Origin of the sequence: Sorangium sp. So ce375 (assembly GCF_051473855.1) — a bacterium.
GTDB lineage: Bacteria > Myxococcota_A > Polyangia > Polyangiales > Polyangiaceae > Sorangium.
Window position 1 is genome coordinate 6439082 of the sequence record NZ_CP150335.1, and the last position, 19953, is coordinate 6459034.

The 19953-nt window shown below is 73.8% G+C and carries 10 protein-coding genes; 5 read left to right on the top strand and 5 right to left on the bottom strand.

Annotated features, from left to right (window positions below):
- Nucleotides 1-11: 11 nt before the first annotated feature.
- Entirely contained in the window at nucleotides 12-2414 is a 2403-nt protein-coding gene (locus WME90_RS23830; RefSeq protein WP_437283479.1) for a hypothetical protein, read from the bottom strand.
- Nucleotides 2415-2611: 197 nt separating this feature from the next.
- On the opposite strand from WME90_RS23830, the gene WME90_RS23835 reads away from it, so the two are divergent.
- A complete protein-coding gene (locus WME90_RS23835) occupies nucleotides 2612-3862 on the top strand; it encodes an MFS transporter (RefSeq protein ID WP_437283480.1) in 1251 nt (416 codons plus the stop codon).
- A gap of 49 nt (nucleotides 3863-3911) precedes the next feature.
- On the opposite strand, the gene WME90_RS23840 is transcribed toward WME90_RS23835, so the two are convergent.
- Nucleotides 3912-8483: an nSTAND1 domain-containing NTPase gene (locus WME90_RS23840; protein ID WP_437283652.1), complete on the bottom strand. Its 4572-nt coding sequence runs from the start codon at nucleotides 8481-8483 to the stop codon at nucleotides 3912-3914.
- Nucleotides 8484-9836: 1353 nt separating this feature from the next.
- The gene (locus tag WME90_RS23845) at nucleotides 9837-10724 is read right to left on the bottom strand and encodes a hypothetical protein (RefSeq protein ID WP_437283481.1); all 888 of its coding nucleotides are present in this window, start codon (nucleotides 10722-10724) and stop codon (nucleotides 9837-9839) included.
- 177 nt (nucleotides 10725-10901) lie between these two features.
- Between WME90_RS23845 and WME90_RS23850 the strand changes: the two genes are divergently transcribed.
- Together WME90_RS23850 and WME90_RS23855 are read left to right on the top strand one after the other, a co-directional pair.
- Nucleotides 10902-12332 carry an MATE family efflux transporter gene (locus tag WME90_RS23850; protein WP_437283482.1) on the top strand — a complete coding sequence of 477 codons (1431 nt, stop codon included), beginning with the start codon at nucleotides 10902-10904 and terminating at the stop codon, nucleotides 12330-12332.
- Nucleotides 12329-12484 (top strand): hypothetical protein, encoded by a 156-nt coding sequence (locus WME90_RS23855; protein ID WP_437283483.1) that lies wholly within the window; start codon nucleotides 12329-12331, stop codon nucleotides 12482-12484. The genes WME90_RS23850 and WME90_RS23855 overlap by 4 nt, the downstream gene beginning before the upstream one ends.
- Nucleotides 12485-12750: 266 nt before the next feature.
- Here the strand turns inward: WME90_RS23855 and WME90_RS23860 are convergent, their stop codons facing one another.
- Together WME90_RS23860 and WME90_RS23865 are read right to left on the bottom strand one after the other, a co-directional pair.
- Nucleotides 12751-16317: an SNF2-related protein gene (locus WME90_RS23860; RefSeq protein ID WP_437283653.1), complete on the bottom strand. Its 3567-nt coding sequence runs from the start codon at nucleotides 16315-16317 to the stop codon at nucleotides 12751-12753.
- 37 nt (nucleotides 16318-16354) lie between these two features.
- Entirely contained in the window at nucleotides 16355-16900 is a 546-nt protein-coding gene (locus WME90_RS23865; RefSeq protein ID WP_437283484.1) for a DoxX family protein, read from the bottom strand.
- Between the two features lie 76 nt (nucleotides 16901-16976).
- Here WME90_RS23865 and WME90_RS23870 point away from each other — a divergent pair, with 76 nt between their 5' ends.
- Both WME90_RS23870 and WME90_RS23875 read left to right on the top strand, forming a co-directional pair.
- On the top strand, nucleotides 16977-18455 hold the full coding sequence (locus WME90_RS23870; RefSeq protein WP_437283485.1) for a PLP-dependent aminotransferase family protein: 1479 nt from the start codon (nucleotides 16977-16979) through the stop codon (nucleotides 18453-18455).
- A 352-nt stretch (nucleotides 18456-18807) separates the two neighbouring features.
- Nucleotides 18808-19845, top strand: coding sequence for a serine/threonine-protein kinase (locus tag WME90_RS23875; protein ID WP_437283486.1), 1038 nt, complete (start codon nucleotides 18808-18810; stop codon nucleotides 19843-19845).
- Nucleotides 19846-19953 lie beyond the last annotated feature (108 nt).

Here is a 19953-nt window from a genome sequence, read left to right on the forward strand (position 1 = left end):
AGAGGCATTCTTCACTTTTGTCCGGCCGGCGGGTCGGAGGTGGTCGCCGGGGACGTAGGCCGGGCCGCCGCGCCGGAGCAGCGCTCGAGCAGGCGGAGGGCGGCGTCCCGGCGCTCCTCGCTCACGGCGGGCCCCGTGCCGGCGGCCCCGTCGTGGGCTGCGTACTGGGCGAACATCCTGCGGGCGGTCTCGACGTCCTCGACGCCGCACGCGACCACCATCCGCAGCCGCTCGGCCTCGATCCAGACCCGCTGGACGGGCAGGTGGGCCGCGAGCGCCCGGTCCAGGCGATCGGCGGCCTCATCGAAGCGGCCGTCGCCCAGGTACTGGCGGGCGAGCAGGTAGCTCGGCAGGCCGTCGCCGGGGGACTGCGCGGCCCACGCGCCGAGGAGCTCCGCCGCCCGGAACCTGTCGGGCGCGCCGCCGCGCGTCCCGATCAGCAGCTCGACGACGGCCGCGCGGGCGCGTTCGTCGTTCGCGGCGGCGATCTTCACGTCGAGCGTCCGGAGCCGATCCTCGTCGACGAGCCGGCCGGCGACCTCGCCGTACCACGCCGCCGCGCGCTCCCTGTCGCCCGCCGCGAGCGCGACGTCGCCGAGCCGCTCCGCCGCGCGGTCGCGCAGGTGGCGCGGGATCGACCCGTCCCCGGCGATGCCCTCGAGCTCGCGGACCCCCTCGCCCCTCTCGCCGGGCGCGTCGCTGGCGAGCCGCGCCTCCGCGATGGCGACCCGCGGCGCGGGGCTCCGGTCGAGCGACAGCACGCGCTCGTACTCGGCGATGGCGCCCTCGACGTCGCCGCGCGCGCGCAGCGCCTCCGCCTTGTTCGTGCACGCGTCGACCACGTGCGGGCAGCGCCGCTCGAAGAGCGCCGGGCGATCGAAGCGGGCCTTCGCCTGCGCCCTCGCCGCGTCGGGGAGCGTGAGCGCGTCGAGATCGGCGTGCCACGCGCGCTCCATCGCCTCCCACGAGGCGCCGGTGATCTCCGGCAGCGCCTTGCCGCCGTACCAGGCGCGCACCGCGTCGGCGCCGTACGTCGCGCGCACGTGGCCGACGAAGGCGCCGCTCACGGTGTACGCGGTCGACGAGTTCTCGGCGAGGAAGCCGAGCGCGAACAGGCGCGCGAGCGACGGCAGGATCCCGAGATCTTTCATGGCCTTGGCCCACGCGCGCGGGCTCAGGTCCTCGCCCTCCCTGGGCGAGCCGGCGACGGCGATCCCCTCGATGAGCCCCGGGTCGGGGAGCCACCCGCCGAGCCGCCCGGCGATCTTGAACGGGCCGCGGGCGAAGGCGCCGGCGAGGACGTGCATGATCTCGTGCCCGAGCGTCGGGTGCGGGTAGCCGGCGGCCTGCAGGTACACCTCGCGGCGCCACGGCTTCGCGACGTACGTGCGCGACGCCCCCATGAGCGCGCCCTTCTGCGCGGCGCTCTCGAACAGGTAGGCGCGGACCCGGAGCGGCTGGCCGTCGACCAGCGCGGGCGCCCCGAGCCAGCGCTCTCCGGCCTCGATGTGGGCGTCGCACTCGCGCACGAAGCGCTGGACGTCGGCCTCGCGCATGCCGCGCGGGTAGACGACCTCGCAGCGCTGGCCCTTCGAGAGCGCGCCGAGCTCGGCCGCGATGGTCTCGGAGGTCTGGAAGTGGCCGAGGCGCGCGCCCTCCAGGACGGTCGCGGCGCTCAGCGCGGCGCACGCCCCGCCGAGCAGGAGCAGCCCCGGCCGGCCCTGGAGCTGGAACGACACCCGCCCGCTGGCGTCGTGCACGAGGTGCTGCGCGAGCGCCGACGCGGCGAACAGGGTGGCCAGCGTCCCTGCGCGGTAGGTCAGCAGGCCGGACGCGTCGACGACCGTGTCGTAGAGGGTGCCGCTGAAGAAGCCGGCGAAGGGGTCGTAGGCGAACACGATCGGGCTCGTGTAGAAGCGGACGGCGCTCACGCCGATCGAGCCGAGGGGGGCGGCCAGCGCCGCGAGGACGGCGACGAGCCGGCGGCGCCACGCGGAGCGCGGGGGCGCGGCGTCGTCGCGCCGGATGCCGGCGGCGAGCTCGCCCGCGACGGCGCCCCAGGCGCCGCCGAGCGCCGCGCCGAGCCCGGGCCCGAGGGCGAAGTGCGCCGAGCCGCCGAGCACGTCGCAGAAGCCGCCGCGCAGGCCGTGCGCCAGCGTGGTGGCGTACGCGACGACCGCGAGCAGGGCGCCGCTCGCGACGCCGCGACGGAACGCCACGATCGGCGGAGGCCGGTGCGCAGCGACGTCGAGGGCGGTCACGATCGCCGCGACGCCCGGGACGAGGAGGCCGGCGGCGAGCGCGCTCTCGTAGCCGGGGCCGTCGAAGAGGGGCAGGAAGCCGACGAGCGCCATCGCGATCGCGACGAGCGCGGCGCCGAGCCTCGTGGCCGGTGAACGCAGCAGCGTGGGCATGGTCGCGTGGGGCTCCAACGCTGCCTTCGTAGCCGCGCATGCCCGGAGAGGCGAGCGGGATGCGGGCGCCCCGGCGCAATCCAGCGAGTTGCGTTCTCGATGGACGGCTCGGGCATGAAGGGCCGTTCGAGCGGCCGTGTTCGATCGTACGCGCTTCTCCTTCCCTCCCCTTTTCTGCTCTGCTCACGCCCCGCACCATGTCCTCTCCCCCCGCCGGCCTCTCTCGTCATCCCGATTTCCTGCGCCTCTGGGCGGCGCAGGCGGTGAGCGCCGTAGGCAGCCGCGTCAGCCGAACGGCGCTGCCCGTGATCGCCATCGTGAGCCTCGGGGCCGACCCGTCGGGCGTGGCGGCCCTCTCTGCCGTGTCCACCGCGCCGGGCGTCCTCGTGGGGCTCTTCGCGGGCGGGCTCGTCGATCGCTCGCGCAAGCGGCCGCTCCTCATCGGCGCGGATCTCGTGCGCGCCGCGCTGATCCTCTCGGTCCCGATCGCAGCCTGGACCGGCACCCTCACCCTGCTCCAGCTCTCCGCGGTGGCCGCGCTGGTGGGCATGGCCACTTCCCTGTTCCAGATCGCCGACAACGCCTACTTGCCAGCGCTGGTGGGGCAGGACCACCTGGTCAAGGCGAACGCCAGGCTGGAGGGGACGGAGGCCGCCGCGGAGATCGCCGGCCCCGGCGCCGCGGGCATCCTGATCCAGGTGCTGACGGCGCCGGTGACGATGGTGGTGGACGCGCTGTCGTATCTCGTGTCGGCGGCGCTCCTCGGGCGCATCCGCGCGTCGGAGGCGCCGGCCGTCCCGGCGGGCGACGCCGTCGACCGGGGCGCCTCGCTGATAGAAGATCTCCGGGTGGGGCTGCGCCACGGCCTGCGCCACCCCGTGGTCGGGGCGACGTTCCTGGCGATGGGGGCCCACGCCCTCCTGAGCGGCGGGGTATTCTCTGCGCTGTACATGCTCTATCTCCTGGAGCACCTGCAGCTGGACCCGACCACGGTCGGGCTGATCATCAGCGTGGGCGGCATCGGCGCGCTGGGCGGCAGCGTCCTCGCGGGCTGGCTGGGCCAACGCCTCGGCGCCGGGCCGGCGATGATCCTCAGCCTGTTCGTGAGTCAGGCCGGCTGCGCGCTCATCCCGCTGGCCGCGCAGCTCGGGCGGCTCGCGGTGCCCGCGCTCGTGGTGCACCAGCTCGTCGGGGACGCGTTCCTCATGGCGTTCATGATCCACGCGGTGAGCGCCCGGCAATCCATGCTCCCATTGCACGTGCTCGGCCGGGTCGACGCGACGCTCCATGTGCTCACCGGGGCGCTCTTGCCGGCGGGTACCCTGGCGGCCGGCTGGCTCGCTGGGCGCATCGGCGTGGTGACGACGGTCTGGGCGTTCGTCATCGCGGGGCTTGCGGCGCCGCTCCTGCTGCTGCGGCCCGCGGTGTGGAGGCTGCGAGCGGCGTGAGCGCGCGCTGATTCGCGGCGTCACCGCGCGCTCGATGGAGGCGCGCTCGTCACCGGCCCGCGGTGCCGTCCGGTCGACCCCTCGAATCCGCCTGAGCCCCCGGCGCGGCCGCGCGGACCTTGGCGACCTCACGCAGACAGGCCTCCTGGCTCGCCCGAGCGGCGGCCTCTGGCACACGAAGGAGCTCGATCCTCCGCTCGATGGGCATGCAGTACGTCGTCGCCGTCCACAGCTTCGGGTCATCGACGCCGTGGAGCGGCTCGAGGTCGGTCCACACGCGCGCGATCTTGTCGTCGGACCCGGTGACGATGCGCTTGCCATCGGGGCTGAACGCCACGGTGTTGACGGGCCAATCGGACCCACGCAGCACCAGGGGCTCGCCCGTACCGTCGGCATTCCATATCCGCGTCGTCCTGTCGTCGGACGCGGTGGCGATATCCTTGCCGTCAGGGCTGAACACCGCAGCGTTGACCCAGTGCTCGTGCCCGCGCAGGACCACGGGCTTGCCTGTGCCGTCGGCATTCCACACCCGCACCGTCTTGTCCCACGACGCCGTGACGATGCGCTTGCCATCTGGGCTGAACGCCGCCGAGACGACCCAGCGGTCGTGCCCTCGCAGGATCACGGGCTCGCCCGTACCGTCGGCATTCCACACACGCGCCGTCGTGTCATACGACGCGGTGACGATGCGCTTGCCATCTGGGCTGAACGCCGCCGAACGCACCCTGTCCGCGTGACCACGGAGCACCAGCGGTTCCCCAGAGCCGTCGGCGTTCCACACACGCGCCGTCTTGTCCCATGACGCCGTGACGATGCGCTTGCCATCCGGGCTGAACGCCGCCGAACGCACCCTGTCCGCGTGACCACGGAGCACCAGCGGCTCCCCCGAGCCGTCGGCGTTCCACACACGCGCCGTCTTGTCGTCGGACGCGGTGACGATGCGCCCGCCATCGGGGCTGAACGCCGCCGAGAACACCTCACCCTCGTGGCCACGGAGGATCACGGGCGCCCCCGAGCCGTCGGCGTTCCACACACGCGCCGTCTTGTCCCACGACGCCGTGACGATCCGCTTGGCATCCGGGCTGAACGCCGCCGAGGAGATGACATCCCCGTGACCGCGGAGGCTGAGGGGCTCACCCGTGCTCTCGGCGTTCCACACCCGCGCCGTCTTGTCATAGGACGCGGTGACGATGCGACCGCCGTCGGCGCTGAACGCCGCCGAGTAGACCCGGTCCTGGTGGCCGCGGAAGATCCAGGGCTGGCCCGAGCCGTCGGCGTTCCACACGCGCGCCGTCTTGTCCCACGACGCCGTGACGATGCGCTTGCCATCCGGGCTGAACGCCGCCGAGTAGACGACATCCTCGTGACCGCGCAGGACCACCGGCGCGCCGGAGCCGTCGGCGTTCCACACGCGCGCCGTCTTGTCCCACGACGCCGTGACGATGCGCTTGCCATCCGGGCTGAACGCCGCCGAGTAGACGGCATCCTCGTGACCGGGCAGGACCACCGGCTGGCCCGAGCCGTCGGCGTTCCACACACGCGCGGTCCTGTCGAACGACGACGTCACGATGCGCCCGCCGTCGGGGCTGAACATCGCAAAATAGACCGGCTCCTGATGACCCCGGAGGACGACGAGCTCGCCCGAGCCATCGGCGTTCCACACACGCGCTGTCCTGTCGAATGACGCCGTGACGATGCGCTTGCCGTCGGGGCTGAACGCCGCCGAATAGAGCGCCTCCTCGTGACCACGGAGGACAAGGGGCTCGCCCGTCCCATCCGTGTGCCACACCCGCGCGGTCCTGTCGTCCGACGCCGTCACGATGCGCTCGCCGTCGGGGCTGAACGCCACCGAGTTGATCGCCGCCTCGTGACCGCGGAGGATCAGGGGCTCACCCGAGCCATCGGCGTTCCACACCCGCGCGGCCCTGTCCGCGCAGACCGTCGCGATGAGCTTGCCGTCGGGGCTGAAGGCCGCGCGGATGACGAAATCCGGATGGGTGAGCACCACGCGAGCGACCCAGCTGTGCAGCGCCCAGCGCGCGAGGGTGGACCACCCTCGCGGCGCCTCGGGCGGCTCGACCTCCCGCAAGAGCGCCAGCACGGTCGTGGGATCGGATTGCAGCTCGCGCGCCGCGGCCATGCGGGTGGCGTTGCGCGCCAGGAGCGCCTCCGCCTGCGCGCGGATCGCCAGGTACGACACCATGACCGCGATCGCGCTGAGCATCGCGATCACGCCCATGGCGAGCTGCCGCCGCAGGCGCCGCGCGCGCTCGGCCAGCTCCACGACGGCCAGCAGATAGCGCTCCTCGCGCTTGCACAGCCCTTCGCGACAGGAGGCGCCCGGCGCGGCGCGCCGGCGCTCGTGCCACGCTCGCGCCTCCTGGGCCGCGCGGTCGCGCCAGAGCAGCCCCTCGGCCTGGCCGCTCGCCTCCCACTGCTGCGCCGAGGCGCGCAGCCGGGCCAGGAACTGCGCGTCTTGCTCGCCCTCTGCGAGCCATTGCCGGAGCTTGGGCCACCGCTCGATCAACGACTCATGGACCAGCTCCACCGTCGTGCCCTCGCGCTCGCCCCCGGTCTCGATCAGCAGCAGCCGCGCCCCGGCCAGGTGCTGGACCACCTGCTCGATCGCCTCGCCCGCAGCGCCCTCGCCGTCCTGCACCACCCCGTGGAGCTCCTCCAGGCTGACGACCGCGCGCGTTCGCTCGGGCGTGACCAGGCGCACGAGCACCGCCCGGGCCAGCCGCTGCTCTCGCGCCGGCAGCGCCGAGAGCACCGCGTCCGCGTGGGCCGACAGCGCGCCGGCCACGCCGCCCAGCCGCTCGTAGCTCTCCCGCGTCAGCAGCCGGCGCTCGCGATCCCGCGCCTCCCACAGCTTCGCGGCCGTGAACTGCAAGAGCGGCAGCGGGCTCCGCGTGCTCTCCAGCGTGCCCAGCATGTCCCCGACCATCTCCGCGGTCTCGAAGCGATGGCCGGCCGCCGCGAGCGGCCTCGTCAGCGCGTCGCGCAGCCCGTCGCGCCCCATGGGCGGCAGCAGCGAGAGGCCGCGCGTCACGTCGACCACGAAGTCGTGATCGTCCGCCATGCGATCGAGGAAGTCCGCGCGGATGGCGAGCAGGACGCGCAGGGGAGACGACGCGTCGTCGGCCACGCCTTCCAGGCAGGCCACGAACGCGGCCCGCTCCTCGCGGCTGGCGCCGAGCGTGTAGAGCTCCTCGAACTGATCGACGAAGAGCAGGACGTGGTGCCTCGTCCCCTCGCGGCGGCAGCGCGCGCGCAGCCGGGCGCCGAGGTGCCCCGGCTGCGCGCGCAGGGTGGCGACGATCCCGTCGTGGTCCGCGAGCTCGGCCGGGCCGGCCGGCGCGCCCCCGCGCTCGCGCTCCGCCACCTGGACGAGCACGTCGACGAGGGCCGACAGCGGCCGGCGCCCCGGCCGCACGATGAACGTCTCCCACCGCTCGCTGGAGCGCTTCAAGGCCGGGATCACCCCCGCGCGCACGAACGACGACTTGCCCGCCCCCGACGGGCCGACGACCGTGAGGAGCGGCTGGTAGCGCAGCCGCGTCGTCGTCGCGGCGATCTGGCGATCGCGGCCGAAGAAGCGCGCGGCGTCCGACTCCTGGAACGCCGACAGCCCTGCGAAGGGGCTCTCGTCGTCGCCCAGCTCGAGCGCCTTTCGACCGGGCAGCAGCGCCTCCAGCTCCGCGAGCAGCTCCTTGGCCGAGCCGATGCGCTCGTCCTTCCGCTTCTTCAGGCAGCGCTCGACGAGGTCGCCGAGCGCGCCCACGTCCGGGCGCCTCGCGCTGATGCGGGGCATCGGGAGATCGAGCTTCACGATGTCCGCGAGCCGCGCGACCGAGAACGGATCGAGCGGGTGCGACCCCGCGAGCAGCGAGTACAGGATGATGCCCACGGCCCAGAGATCGCTGCGAGGATCGACGTCCCCGCCGAGCAGCTGCTCGGGCGACATGTAGGCCGGGGTGCCGATGATCGCGCTTCGATGGCCCTGGCCACCTCCTCCCGCGAGCATCGCCGGCGCGCCTGTGAGCGTCGACATCACCCTGACGTCGACCTGCTTGGCGATGCCGAAGTCGAGCACCTTGATGCTCCCTGCGTCATCGATGAGGATGTTCTCCGGCTTGAGATCGCGGTGGACGATCCCGAGCTCGTGCGCGCAGACCAGCGCTCGGACCACCGGGATCATCAGCTCGACGACCTGGCCCGGCGACATCGGGCCGGACGGCCCGATCGCGGCGAGCGGCCCTGGCGAGCTCGGGTGCTCGCGCTGGGTCAGCCATTCGCTCAGCGTGCGACCCTTGATGTACTCGAGCACGAGGTACGGCTGTCCACGGATCTCATCCACCTCGTGGATGACGACGATGTTCTCGTGCCGGCAGCGCGCCGTGGCCCGCGCCTCGTCGAGGAAGCGCTCGTTCCCCTGCCCGCTGTACTCGAGCAGCAGCTTGATCGCGACGAGGCGGCCGAGCTTCGTGTCGCGGGCCAGGTACACGATGCTCATGCCGCCCCGGCCCAGCTTGCGGATGATCTCGTAGTGCTTGAGCGTGCCGCCGACCTGCAGCGTCGCCGAGCCCGGCGCGCCCCCCGTCGGCGTCGCTCCCCCCATCGTGGTGACCTCGTGCGCTGGCAGGGGTGTGGCCGCGCGCGCTCGCTCCTCGGGCCTCCCGTCGGCCGACTCCTCCGTGGGCGCCAGGCTGGCGAGCGAGAGCGTCGTCTCGGGCGCCTCGACGCGCGCTCCGCTCGATCCCGGGCGGTCCGGCTGTCGCCGCCCCGGCGCCTCCGCGTCGCGGCGCGGCTCCTTCTCGAGATCGAGGGTCGCCTGCGGCAGGGTCGCGCCGAGCGCGTGCCGTGGCAAGTCGCCCTGCGCGGGCATCACCTCCCCCAGGGTATGTCCGGGCATGAGCTCGAAGACGGTATAGAGGCGCCCCTCCCCGGCATGGCCCCAGTCGATCGGCCGGACGATGGGGGGGTGCTGGTGCCGCGTGCAACAGCGCATTTCCCGCAGGAACCGTGAGACTGGGCGCCGCGCGTGGTGCGCTCCGTCGCCGTCCCGAGGCAGGCGGAGGATCTGGAGGACGATCGGCCGACCGCCCCCGACGAGCCGGCCTCGATAAACGACCGTTCGGCCGCGCGCCTGGCAGCAGGAAAGGATCTCGTAGCGACCCTGGAACACCGTCCCTGGCGCGAGGGTCTCCCGGCTCATCCTGGCCCCTCCGATCGCTGCCACCCCCGCGCAGCGGCTCCGGGCGAAACGTCCTCACCCCCCATCGACACGCGACGCTCCCGACTGTCGAACTCGTCGCGCCGCTCTGGCGAGAGAGCCCGACGGCGTATCCGGACCGGTGCTCAGGCAGCCCACCGTCGCTGCCTGCTGAGGCTTCTATAGCATGCGCCCCCACATCGTCCGGTGTCGGCGCGTCGGATGTGTCGGCGCCTCGCTCTCTCACCATCACTTGGGCCATTCTCCTCCCTTACTTCCGCCATTTCTTGGCGCCCGGCATTGCAGCAATTCCCAGGCACCGAGTCGTGGCTCAGGCGAGGAGCCGGGCTGTGGCCCCTGCAAGAGGCGAGTTCTGGCGCAGGCGAGCGACCTGAGTCGCGACTCAGGCGAGGAGCGGAGTCGTGGCTCAGGCGAGAAACCGAGTTGTGGCTCAGGCGAGGAGCCAAGCTGTGGCCCAGACGAGGAGCCGAGTGGACGAGGCGAGTCGCTCCCGCAGCGCGGACGCACGCACACAACACCGCGTGTGCCGTGCAGGACGGTTCTCGTGGGGCCTCGGTGCGCGACCCATTGCCGGATCCCGCAAACCGTTGCGGGAGAGAGCAAGCGGTTGCGTAGCCTCGATCGCGGCCTGGCGCTGCGCGGGCTCCCGTCGGTCCGCCTCCTGTGGGTGCGCCTGCGCACGGGATCTCCCTCTCGCGGGGCGCCGCGGGCGCTGATCCCGCCCCACCCGGGAGGGCGTCAGCCGAGCGGCGGCCCCGCGCCGGTGACCTCGCCCTCGGCGCTCTCGTCGTCGAGCGACGCGTCCTCGTCGATCACCTCGCCGGAGGCGGCCGCCGAGCACTTCACGGCCGTGACGCCGAGCTGGATCTGCGCCTTCACCGGGAAGACCTGCCGGAGCGTCGTGGCCCAGTCGTTGAACCAGTCCCGCAGGCCCTCGAGCGCCTCCCGTTGCTCCCGCCGGGCCCTCGCCAGCTCGGCCACAGGCACCCGGGGGGGCTGCGCATGTGCCCCGGCGTCGAGCTTCGCGAGCAGGTCGCGCACCTGCTGCACCTTCGCCTCGCTCAGCCCGCGCGCAGCGAGCGTCTTGTGGACCTTCTTCGCGTCGCCATCGCTGTTCCTGGCGAGCCCCTCGAGGCGGCGGAGGTACGTCCCGACCGACATGCTCGCCGACGACCCGAGCGGGTGCGGCTCCAGGTGCTTGAAGAACGCGGCCTCGAAGCCGTCGCGCCGCTCGCGCGGCACCACGCGGCGGATGATCGCGCGCGTGCGCGGGAACCACGTGTTCTCGAAGGCGTCGATCTCCCGGAGCAGCTGCATCCGCTCGGCGCCCTCGACGCCTCCGCTGCTCGGGGCTTCCGCGAAGAGGTGCTCGAGCGGGCGCTGCTCGCCCGAGGCGAGCTTGAATAGCCGCCACCCCTCGCGGTGCTCGTTCGCCGCGTAGCCCTCGCGACGGGCCCGCGCGAGGAACGGTGCGGCCTGGACGTTGACGAGGAACCGGAGAGCGCGGCCCAGGAGATCCTGCTCGGCCGCGGTGAGCGCGGCCGACAGGGACGCCTCGGAAGGCTCGGACGACGCGGGCTGGGCTCCCGGATTCCGGAAGGCGCTCGCAGACTTCGCTTTCGCCATGTCGTTTCTCCTCGCTGACGCGCGTGGAACGAACTGGAGCGCTCAGCGGCGGGGGCCGTCTGCAAGCTGCGCGCCAGCGGGATGGACCGTGGACTGTCGCCGCACGTCCACTACGTTACGCCGCGCTCGAGCGGCCTTCACGAGGCCCCTCTCCGCCCGCTCTCGGCCAGGAGCCTGATGAAACCGAAGTTTGGAACCGATCTGACGACAGGCAGCATTCCGAGACACATCGTGACGTTCTCCCTCCCGATGCTGCTCGGGGGCTTCCTTCAGACGACCTACAGCTTCATCAATGCCATCTGGGTCGGTCAGTTCCTGGGCACGGCGGCCCTTGCGGCCGTCACCGTGAGCTTCCCTGTCGTCTTCACCATCTTCGGCGTCGGGATGGGGATGACGCTGGCAACGAACATCCTTATCTCGCAGAGCTTCGGCGCCAGGCGGTTCGACGAGCTGCGGCGCGTGGTCGACGGCTCCACCGTGCTGATCTACGGCCTCGGCCTCCTGCTGACCGCGCTCGGAGAGATCTTCACGCCCCAGATCCTCCGCGCGATGGACACGCCGGCCGACGTCTTCGCGCCGTCGGTGAGCTATCTCCGTATCTACCTGCTCTCGCTGCCGTTCAGCTTCGGCATGTTCGCGCTCCGGAGCATGCTGCAAGGCACGGGAGACTCCAGGACACCCCTCTATTTCCAGGTCGGCTCCGTCGTGCTGACGACGGTGCTCGACCCGCTCCTCATCTTCGGGCGGCTGGGTCTGCCCGAGCTCGGCCTGAACGGGACGGCCTGGGCCACGCTCGTCTCTCAGGCCCTCGCGCTCGTGGCGCTCAACGTGCACCTCCACGCCCGCAGATCGCCGATCGCGCCGCGGTGGCCGCGCTTCGGCCAGCTCGGGCCGACGATCCGAAAGACGTTCCGTATCGGCGTGCCGGCGTCCGTCCAGCAATCGGTGGTGTCGCTGGGCATGGTCGTGGTGACGGGGATCGTGAACGGGTTCGGGGAGGTCGCGACCGCGGCGTTCGGCGCGGCCTCGCGCATCGACCAGATTGCCTTCCTGCCGGCGATCAACATGGGGATGGCGATATCGACGCTCGCCGGGCAGAACCTGGGAGCGGGGCACCGCGGCCGCGTGCGCGAGATCTTCGTGTGGGGGTGCGTGTTCAGCGGCGGGATGACGCTCCTCATCTCGGCGGTGGCGGTCGCCTTCCCCGAGGCGCTCCTCGGGGTGTTCATCACCGATCCGGCCGTCGTCGAGCTCGGCGTGTCGTACCTGCACACCGTCGGCGCGTGTTACGTGTTCTTCGCCCTCACGTTCGTGAGCAACGGCATCATCAACGGCGCTGGCGCGACCATGATCACGACCGCGATCTCGCTGCTCGGCCTCTGGATCGTCCGCGCCCCGTTCGCGTACTTTCTCTCGCGCGAGATGCGCAGCGTGAAGGGCGTCTGGTACGCCATCGCGGCGAGCTTCGTCGTGTCGATGATCGCCAGCACGGCCTACTACGCCTCGGGGCGATGGAAGCGGCCCCTCGTCCACAAGGCCGCTCCAGCCGACGCGGCGACGCAGGCCGACCCCGCGCGGGCCTTCGCGAACGAGGGCGGCGAGGCGTGACGAAGAGCCTGCGCGGGCCGGCCGTCCTGCGCGGCGGCCTGGAGCTTGCTTCGTCGCACCCCCCAGGGCACGCTGGACCCATGGGGCATCCCGCCGAGAAGCGCCGACGCGCCACGTACGCCGACCTCGAGGCGGCGCCGCCGAACAAGTAGCTGGACGCCGATCTCCACCCATCGCGACGCCGCGAGCGTCCGCGCCACGCCCTTCCAGGCCATCGAGCTCGATCTCGCCGTGCTCTGGGCGACATGACAAATCCCCTCATTTCGTTGGCATTTTTAGCGGGGAATTGACGAGCGCGACGCGTCGCTCCGGGCCGACTCCTTCGAAGAGTCGCAGTTCGCGCACCAGATCTCGCTCCGTTGAGGAAGAGCGCGAGTCAGAGAGCGCACGTCGGGCGGCACCAGACAGAGATCCCGAGTCAGAGATCGCGCTCTCCGTCTCCGCCCTCGCCGCCGTCCGGCCCCCGGAGCCGCTCCGAGAGCAGGCCGACGAGCTCCTGCGTCGAGAGCTTGCCCGCGGCGTCCTTGCCGCCGAGCACCTCGGCCACGAGCGAGCGCTTCTCCGCGTGCAGCGACAGCATCTTCTCCTCGATCGTCCCCAGCGCGACCAGGCGATAGATGGTGACCGGCCGCCGCTGGCCCAGCCGGTGCGCCCGGTCCGATGCCTGATCCTCGACCGCGGGGTTCCACCAGGGGTCGAGGTGGATCACGTTGGTGGCCGCCGTGAGGTTGATGCCGAAGCCCCCCGCCTTGAGCGAGATCAGGAAGAGCGGCGCCGCCCCCTCCTGGAACTCGCGCACCCGCTCGGCCCGGGCCTTCCGGGGCGTCTCGCCGTCGAGGTAGACGTACGCGACGCCGCGCGCGTCGAGCGCCTCGCGCACCAGCGCGAGGTGCGAGGTGAACTGGCTGAAGACGAGCGAGCGCTGCCCCTCCGCGCAGAGCTCCTTGACGAGCCCGAGGAAGCGCGCGAGCTTGGACGAGTCGAGCGCCGAGCGCGCGTCGTAGAGCCGCGGGTGCGAGGCGAGCAGCCGGAGGCGCGTGAGCGCCGCGAGCACCTCGACGCGCCGCTCCTGCTCGCGCCGGACCGACCTGCGCGTCTCGAGATCGGACAGCGCCGCGAGGCGCGCGTCCTCGTACAGCTGCCACTCGGCGCCCGAGAGCACGACCGGCACGCGCACCTCGGTGCGCGCCGGCAGCTCGGCCTCCACCTGCGCCTTGGTCCGCCGGAGGAGGAACGGGGCGAGCACGCGCGCGAGCGCAGGCCCCGCGGCGGGGTCGATCCGCCGCTCGATCGGCATGGCGTAGCGGTCGCGGAACGCGTCCCAGCTGCCCAGGAGGCCGGGAAAGACGAGCGCGAAGAGGCTCCAGAGCTCGCCGAGGTGGTTCTCGATCGGCGTGCCCGAGAGCGCGAACCTGAAGTCCGCCTTGAGCGCCCTCGCGGCGCGGAAGCGCTGGGTGGTCGCGTTCTTCAGGCTCTGCGCCTCGTCGAAGACCACGGTGGCGAAGCGCCGCGCCGAGAGCCGCGCGACGTCGCGCACGAGCAGGCCGTAGCTGAGCACCAGCACGTCGCCCGGGCCGAGCCCCGCGAGCGCGTCGTCGCGATCGGCCGCGTCCGCGTAGATCACGACGCGGAGCGACGGCGCGAACCGCCGCGCCTCGTCCTGCCAGTTGAAGGCCACCGAGGTGGGCGCGAGGACGAGCGCCGGCCCGAGCTCGCTGCGCTCGATCAGGACGGCGAGCGCCTGCACCGTCTTGCCGAGGCCCATGTCGTCCGCGAGGACGCCCCCCGCCCCCCAGGCCGCGAGCCGCACGAGCCAGCGATAGCCGTCGAGCTGGTAGGGGCGGAGCTCGCCCGCGAGCGCCGCGGGGACGGCAGGGCAGAGCTCGCCGGCGGCCACGACCCGCTCGACGAGCCGCCGCGAGGCGCCGTCCGCCTCGAGCGCGGCGCCGGCTCGCTCGATCTCCCACAGCACGGCGGCGGCCGAGGGGCCCACCGAGAGGCCGTCCCGGGAGGCATGGACGTGATCCGACAGGCGCTCGAGGTGGGCGCGCAGCGCTTCGCCCAGCGCCACGTAGGTGGTGGCATCGACCTGCACGTAGCGCTCGTGGCGGCGCGCCGAGTCGAGCAGCCGGGCCAGCTCCACGCGCTCTCCCTCGACGCTCAGGCCGCCGAGGACGCCGAACCACTCGCGCCGCTTCTCGAGGACGACCTTGAGCGCGCGGGGACCGCGGTCGCCCACGACGCGCAGGGGAGCGCCGACCCACTCGAGCTCCGGGGGCGGCTCGCGCCGCGCGCAGGCCGCGAGCAGGTCGAGCGCGCCGTGCGCGCTGGCGAAGCGGTAGTGGAAGGGACGGTCCTCGAACGGCTCGGCTCCGGCGAGCGGCAGCTCGGCGACGAGCGCGGCGGCGAAGTCCTCTTCCCGGCGCAGGTCGCGCACCGCGTGCAGGGTCCGCTCGCCGCGCCGCACGTGGACGTCGCGCGCGCCCGCGCCCGGCACGAGGGGCGGCGCGTCGGCGAGCGGCCGCACGCGCAGCTCGACCTCGACCGCGCCGCGGGGCTGGGCCGTGAGCCGCAGGACCGGGAGCAGCTCGGGCGGGACCGACTCGCCCATCACGCTGCGCGGCATGGCGACGGGCACGCGCAGCGCCCACCGCGAGAGCGCGGCGAGCAGCGCGCCGTGGCTCTCGGGCGGGAACACGTCGCCCTCGCGCGCGAGCACGTCGAGCAGCGCGCGGATCTCGGGCTTGACGTCGAGCAGCGTGAGCCGCCGCGCGCCCTTGTCCCAGTCCCAGAGGAACAGCACCTCTTCGGGCCGGGCCCGGCGCGCGCGCTCGAGCAGCGCGGGGGGCAGCGCCGTGCCCTCGACGCCGGCGCTCACCCGCACGGCGCCGTGGCGCTCCTCGGCCACGACGCCCACGGGCGCGCGCTCGATGCGCACGGCGATGTCGGGCGCCTCGTCGAGGAAGAGGCGCGGGTGGCCGATGAGCGCGTCGAGCAGCGCGCGCGAGGCGAAGGCGTTGCCGTCGGGCAGGAGGGACGCGATGCGGGCGTCCTCGGGGGAGAGCTTGCCGCCCTGCTCCACGAGAAGGCGCTTCTTGCCGAGCCGCGCCCCGGCGCCGCGCTGGCCCTTCTTGCCCAGCCGGTGGACCCACGGCGCGACCACGACGCCGGCTGCCTCGACGACGTCCAGCCGGAAGGCGAGCTCGACGCCGGCGCGCGCCCCGGGGCCGTCGTCGAGTGCCCTGTCGAGCGCCAGCAAGGCGCGCTCCCAGGCGGGGCGGCCGAGCTCGTCGAGCGCCTGGAAGAAGGCCTCGCCGGGGGGCTGGCGGAGCCAGAGCAGCGCGGCGTCGATGGCCGCGAGCACGTGCACGCAGCCGCCCGCGCCGCAGTCGCACTCGGCGCGGAGCGCCCCGGGCGCGAGGGTCAGCCGGGCCTCCGGCCTGACGAAGCCGGCGCCCGCGCGGTGCGACTCGAACGGCCGCGGATCGTCGAGGCGGAACCCGGGGAGCGCGTCGTCGAAGCGGAGCGCCGCGGCCCGCAGCGCGCGCTCGGGGCGCGGGGCCGCCGCGTCCGGCACGCGCGCGCGCAGCGCGCAGAGCCGCTCGTGCACCGGCAGGGCCCTCGGCTCCTCGGGCGCCCGCAGCAGCGACGGGACCGCGGCGCGCGCGAGTGCCGCGTCGTCGCGCTCGTCCTCCAGGAAGCGCAAGACCAGCGGCGGCAGGAGGTCGCGGAGGCGCGAGGCCGAGAGCCACGCGAGCGCGCCCGCGAGCGACTCGGCGCTCGCGAGGTCGATGAGGCGCCGCCGCGCGCCGAGGAGCTGCAGCTCGGGCCAGAGGGCGGGGTCGACGCGCGGCGCCACCGCCTCGAGGTTCAGCCGGGCCAGGTGCGCGACGCCGTGCTCCGCGAGCCAGGCGAGGAGGTCCGCGCGGGTCTCGAAGGGCGCCGGTGGCGCGCTGGGGGGGACGGCCTGGGGGTCGCCGGGCATCACGGGCGGCGTAACGTCGTCGGTACGAGGGCCCGGTTCAAGGGGTTCTGGCGCGCTGGCCCCCGGCAGCGAGCGCGCCGCAGGGCACGGCGGGCGCGGCCGCGAGCAGCAGCGCCCCGCCCGCGGCCGTGTAGACCGAGTACGAGAGCACCGCCTCGACGCCGCGTCCCGAGAAGGTCATCGCCAGCGCGAACGCGAGCAGCAGCACCCCGCTCGCGAACGCGAGCGCCCGCGTGCGCACGCCCGCGAGCAGGCCCACACCGAGCGCCGTCTCCAGCGCGGTCGCCGACCAGGCCAGCGCCGGGACCATCCAGGCTGGCGCCCACGGGTTGATCGCGCCGGTGTACGCGACGAAGCGGCCCCACTCGCCCCAGGCCACGTTGCCGGTGCCGGGTGGGCCCCACAGGCCGAATCGGTCGGCGACCGCCGACAGGAACGCGGCTGCGAGGCCCAGCCGGAGCAGCAGCGCGCTCGCCCAGGCGAAGCGGGGCGAGGCCCACGGCGGGGCGAGGCGCAGCCGGCGGGCGGCGGCGAAAGCGGCGGCAGGATCGGCGGGGCGCTGGGCGGAATGCGAGATCGTCATGGCTCCTCGTTCGCCCCGGAACCTGGCTCCGGGGTGGTCCAGCGAGGAGGTCCATTTCTGGCATGATGGCTGGACCATGCGCCCGTGGACCTTCCCCGTCTCGCTCGACCCGGGCTCGGCGGAGCCGCTGTTCCTGCAGATCGCCCGGGGGATCGCCGCGGACATCGGCCGCGGGAGGCTCCGGCCCGGCGCGGTGCTGCCCGGGTCGCGCACGCTGGCGCAGACGCTCGGGGTGCACCGCAACACCGTGCTGGCCGCGTACGACGAGCTCGAGGCCGAGGGCTGGCTCAGCTCCGCCGAGCGCAGCACGCGCGTCTCCACGGCGCTGCCGCCGCGCCCACGCGCGGCGGTCCGGCCGCGAGGCGAGCTCGGCTACGACATCCCCGCCCGCCCGTCATGGCGCACCTTCGCGCCGGATCCGGCGCGCCGGGGCGTGCTCCACTACGGGGCGGGGCTGCCCGACCTTCGCTTGGCGCCCGTCGACGAGCTGGCCCGGGCGTACCGGGCGACGGTGCGCGCGGGCGGCCGTGCGGCGCTCGGGTACAGCGATCCGCGGGGCGACGTGCACCTCCGGCGCGCGCTCGCGGCGCTGCTGCGGGAGACCCGCGGGCTCGCGTGCGACGAGGACCACCTCCTCGTCACGGCCGGCAGCCAGGGCGCGATCGATCTGGTCGCGCGCCGGCTCCTTGGGCCGGGCGACGCGGTCGCGGTCGAGGACCCGGGCTACCCGCCGGCCTGGGACGCGCTGGCGTCGACCGGCGCCGAGCTCCTGCCCATCGGCGTCGACGGCGATGGGTTGCGCGTCGACGCGCTCGAGGCGCTCGCCGCCCGGCGAGCGGTGCGGCTCCTGTACCTGACGCCGCACCACCAGTTCCCGACCACGGTCACGCTGTCGACGGCGCGGCGGCTCCAGCTGCTCGACCTCGCGCGCGCGCGACGGATCGCCGTCCTCGAGGACGACTACGATTTCGAGTTCCACTACGACGGCCGCCCCGTCCTGCCGCTCGCGGCGGCGGACATGGGCGCGGTGATCTACGTCGGCACGCTGTCGAAGATCCTCGCGCCCGGGCTGCGCCTCGGGTGGGTGGCCGGGCCGCGGCCGCTCGTCGAGGCGCTCGCGGCGCAGCGCATGCGCGCCGACCGACACGGCAGCCCGGCGCTCGAGCGGGCCGTGGCCGCGCTGATCGAGGACGGTCTCCTGTCGCGCCACGCGCGCAAGATGCGGCGCGTGTACGAGGCGCGGCGCAATGCGCTCGCGGAGGCGCTCCGGGCCGAGCTGGGCGGCGCCGCGGAGCTCGCCGTCCCGGCCGGGGGGATGAGCCTCTGGGTCTCGTTCCCCGAGGGGGTGGATACCGAGGTCGCAGCGCGCGGCGCCCCCCGGCACGGGGTGGGGTTCTATCCCGGCGCGCGCTTCAGCTTTCGCGGGGGCGCAGCGCGCGCCGCGCGGCTCGGGTTCGCGTCGCTCGACGAAGGCGAGCTGCGCGAGGCGACGCGACGGCTCTGCGCCGCGCTGCGCGCAGGGCCCGACATCCAGCGCGATCGTGCGACCTTGTGAGCGCACCTCCGTGATTGGCACTCTGCGGTAAGCGCGCTATCCGGGATTCCCAGGGTCCCGTGGTCGCGATACGCTCTGGGCATGCCCCGGTCCCTGGCCCCAGCGCGTCGCCCGAAAGGGATACCGACGTGGCTTGGACACAGAGGCGGCACGGAGGTGCTCGATCGTGTTCCATCCTTCCTCGTTCGACTCACAACCTGACTCCCAGAGGAGAGACAGCGCGCGCGCCGCGGTCGCGCTCGCTGATCGACCGGCAGACTCCCGCCCAGCCTCTTCCCGCCGCTCCGTACGGCTGCGAGGCCGCCTCATCGACGGGCGTTACCAGGTCGATCAGCTGCTCGGGCGTGGCGCCATGGGCGAGGTCTGGCGCGCGCACGACGGCGTCCGGCGCGCCGACGTCGCGCTGAAGTTCCTCACGGTGGCGCGCGGCGGGCGGAACGTCGACGCGATCGAGCGGTTCCGCCTCGAGGCGCGGGTCGCGGCGCAGCTCGGGCAGAAGACCCGCGGCGTCGTCGCCGTGCTCGACGCCGGCGAGGACCCGGCGGCGGGCCCGTACATCGTGATGGAGCACGTACGCGGCAAGTCGCTGCGGCAGCTGCTGGAGGAGCGAGGGACGCTCCCCGCCGTCGAGCTCGCGTCGCTGCTCCGCCAGCTCGGAGAGGCGCTGTCGGTGGCGCACGGCCTCGGCGTCGTGCACCGGGACATCAAGCCGTCGAACATCCTGCTCGTGGAGGGGAGCGACGGCCACCTCTGCGCCAAGATCACCGACTTCGGGATCGCCAAGTGGGTCGGCCAGGATCGGCCGGCCGACTTCCGCCGCCGCACCGCGGACGGCGTGGTGCTGGGCACGCCGGCGTACCTGAGCCCGGAGCACACCTGTGATGGCCAGGGCGGCCCGCAGCTCGACATGTGGTCGCTCGCGGTCGTCGCGCACGAGGCGCTGACCGGGCGGCAGCCGTTTCCCGGCCGCAACCTGGCCGCGGTGCTCGCGGCCATCCTCGTCAGCGGGCGCCCTCCGCTGGCCACGTTGTGCCCGGGAGCGCCGCCCGCGCTGGAGGCGTGGTTCGCGCGCGCCTTCGCCATCAGCCCGTCGGAGCGGTTTTCCAGCGTCCAGGCGATGATCGCGGCCTTCACGGCCGCGGCCGGGGCATCGCCGGTGACCCCGCCGGCAGCGGCGCGGGGGCGGCGCTGGCGCGTCACGGCGGCCGGGGCCGCGCTGGCGCTCGGGCTCCTTGTGCCGGCGGCGCTGCTCCGGGAACGGGCCGGGAGCGACGGCGCGCGCCGCGTGGACGAGGTGGTCAGCGACGCGGCGCGCGCCGCCGCCCGCGTCGCCGACGCCGCGCAGGCGATGAAAGCGCGCCTCCTGGAACGCCGAGATACAACGCCCTGATCGCCGATATCGCGCCGCGTCCGCCTCGTCAGGACGCGGGCACGCCGTCCAGGAACCCAGCCGCGCCGTCCAGGAACCCCGGCGCGCCGTCTGCTGCATCCGGCCAGC

Coding starts and splice junctions, on each gene's coding strand:
- WME90_RS23830 (WP_437283479.1), bottom strand. CDS start 2,414: ATGCCCACGCTGCTGCGTTCACCGGCCACGAGGCTCGGCGCCGCGCTC.
- WME90_RS23835 (WP_437283480.1), top strand. CDS start 2,612: ATGTCCTCTCCCCCCGCCGGCCTCTCTCGTCATCCCGATTTCCTGCGC.
- WME90_RS23840 (WP_437283652.1), bottom strand. CDS start 8,483: ATGGGGGGAGCGACGCCGACGGGGGGCGCGCCGGGCTCGGCGACGCTG.
- WME90_RS23845 (WP_437283481.1), bottom strand. CDS start 10,724: ATGGCGAAAGCGAAGTCTGCGAGCGCCTTCCGGAATCCGGGAGCCCAG.
- WME90_RS23850 (WP_437283482.1), top strand. CDS start 10,902: ATGAAACCGAAGTTTGGAACCGATCTGACGACAGGCAGCATTCCGAGA.
- WME90_RS23860 (WP_437283653.1), bottom strand. CDS start 16,317: ATGCCCGGCGACCCCCAGGCCGTCCCCCCCAGCGCGCCACCGGCGCCC.
- WME90_RS23865 (WP_437283484.1), bottom strand. CDS start 16,900: ATGACGATCTCGCATTCCGCCCAGCGCCCCGCCGATCCTGCCGCCGCT.
- WME90_RS23870 (WP_437283485.1), top strand. CDS start 16,977: ATGCGCCCGTGGACCTTCCCCGTCTCGCTCGACCCGGGCTCGGCGGAG.
- WME90_RS23875 (WP_437283486.1), top strand. CDS start 18,808: ATGGGCGAGGTCTGGCGCGCGCACGACGGCGTCCGGCGCGCCGACGTC.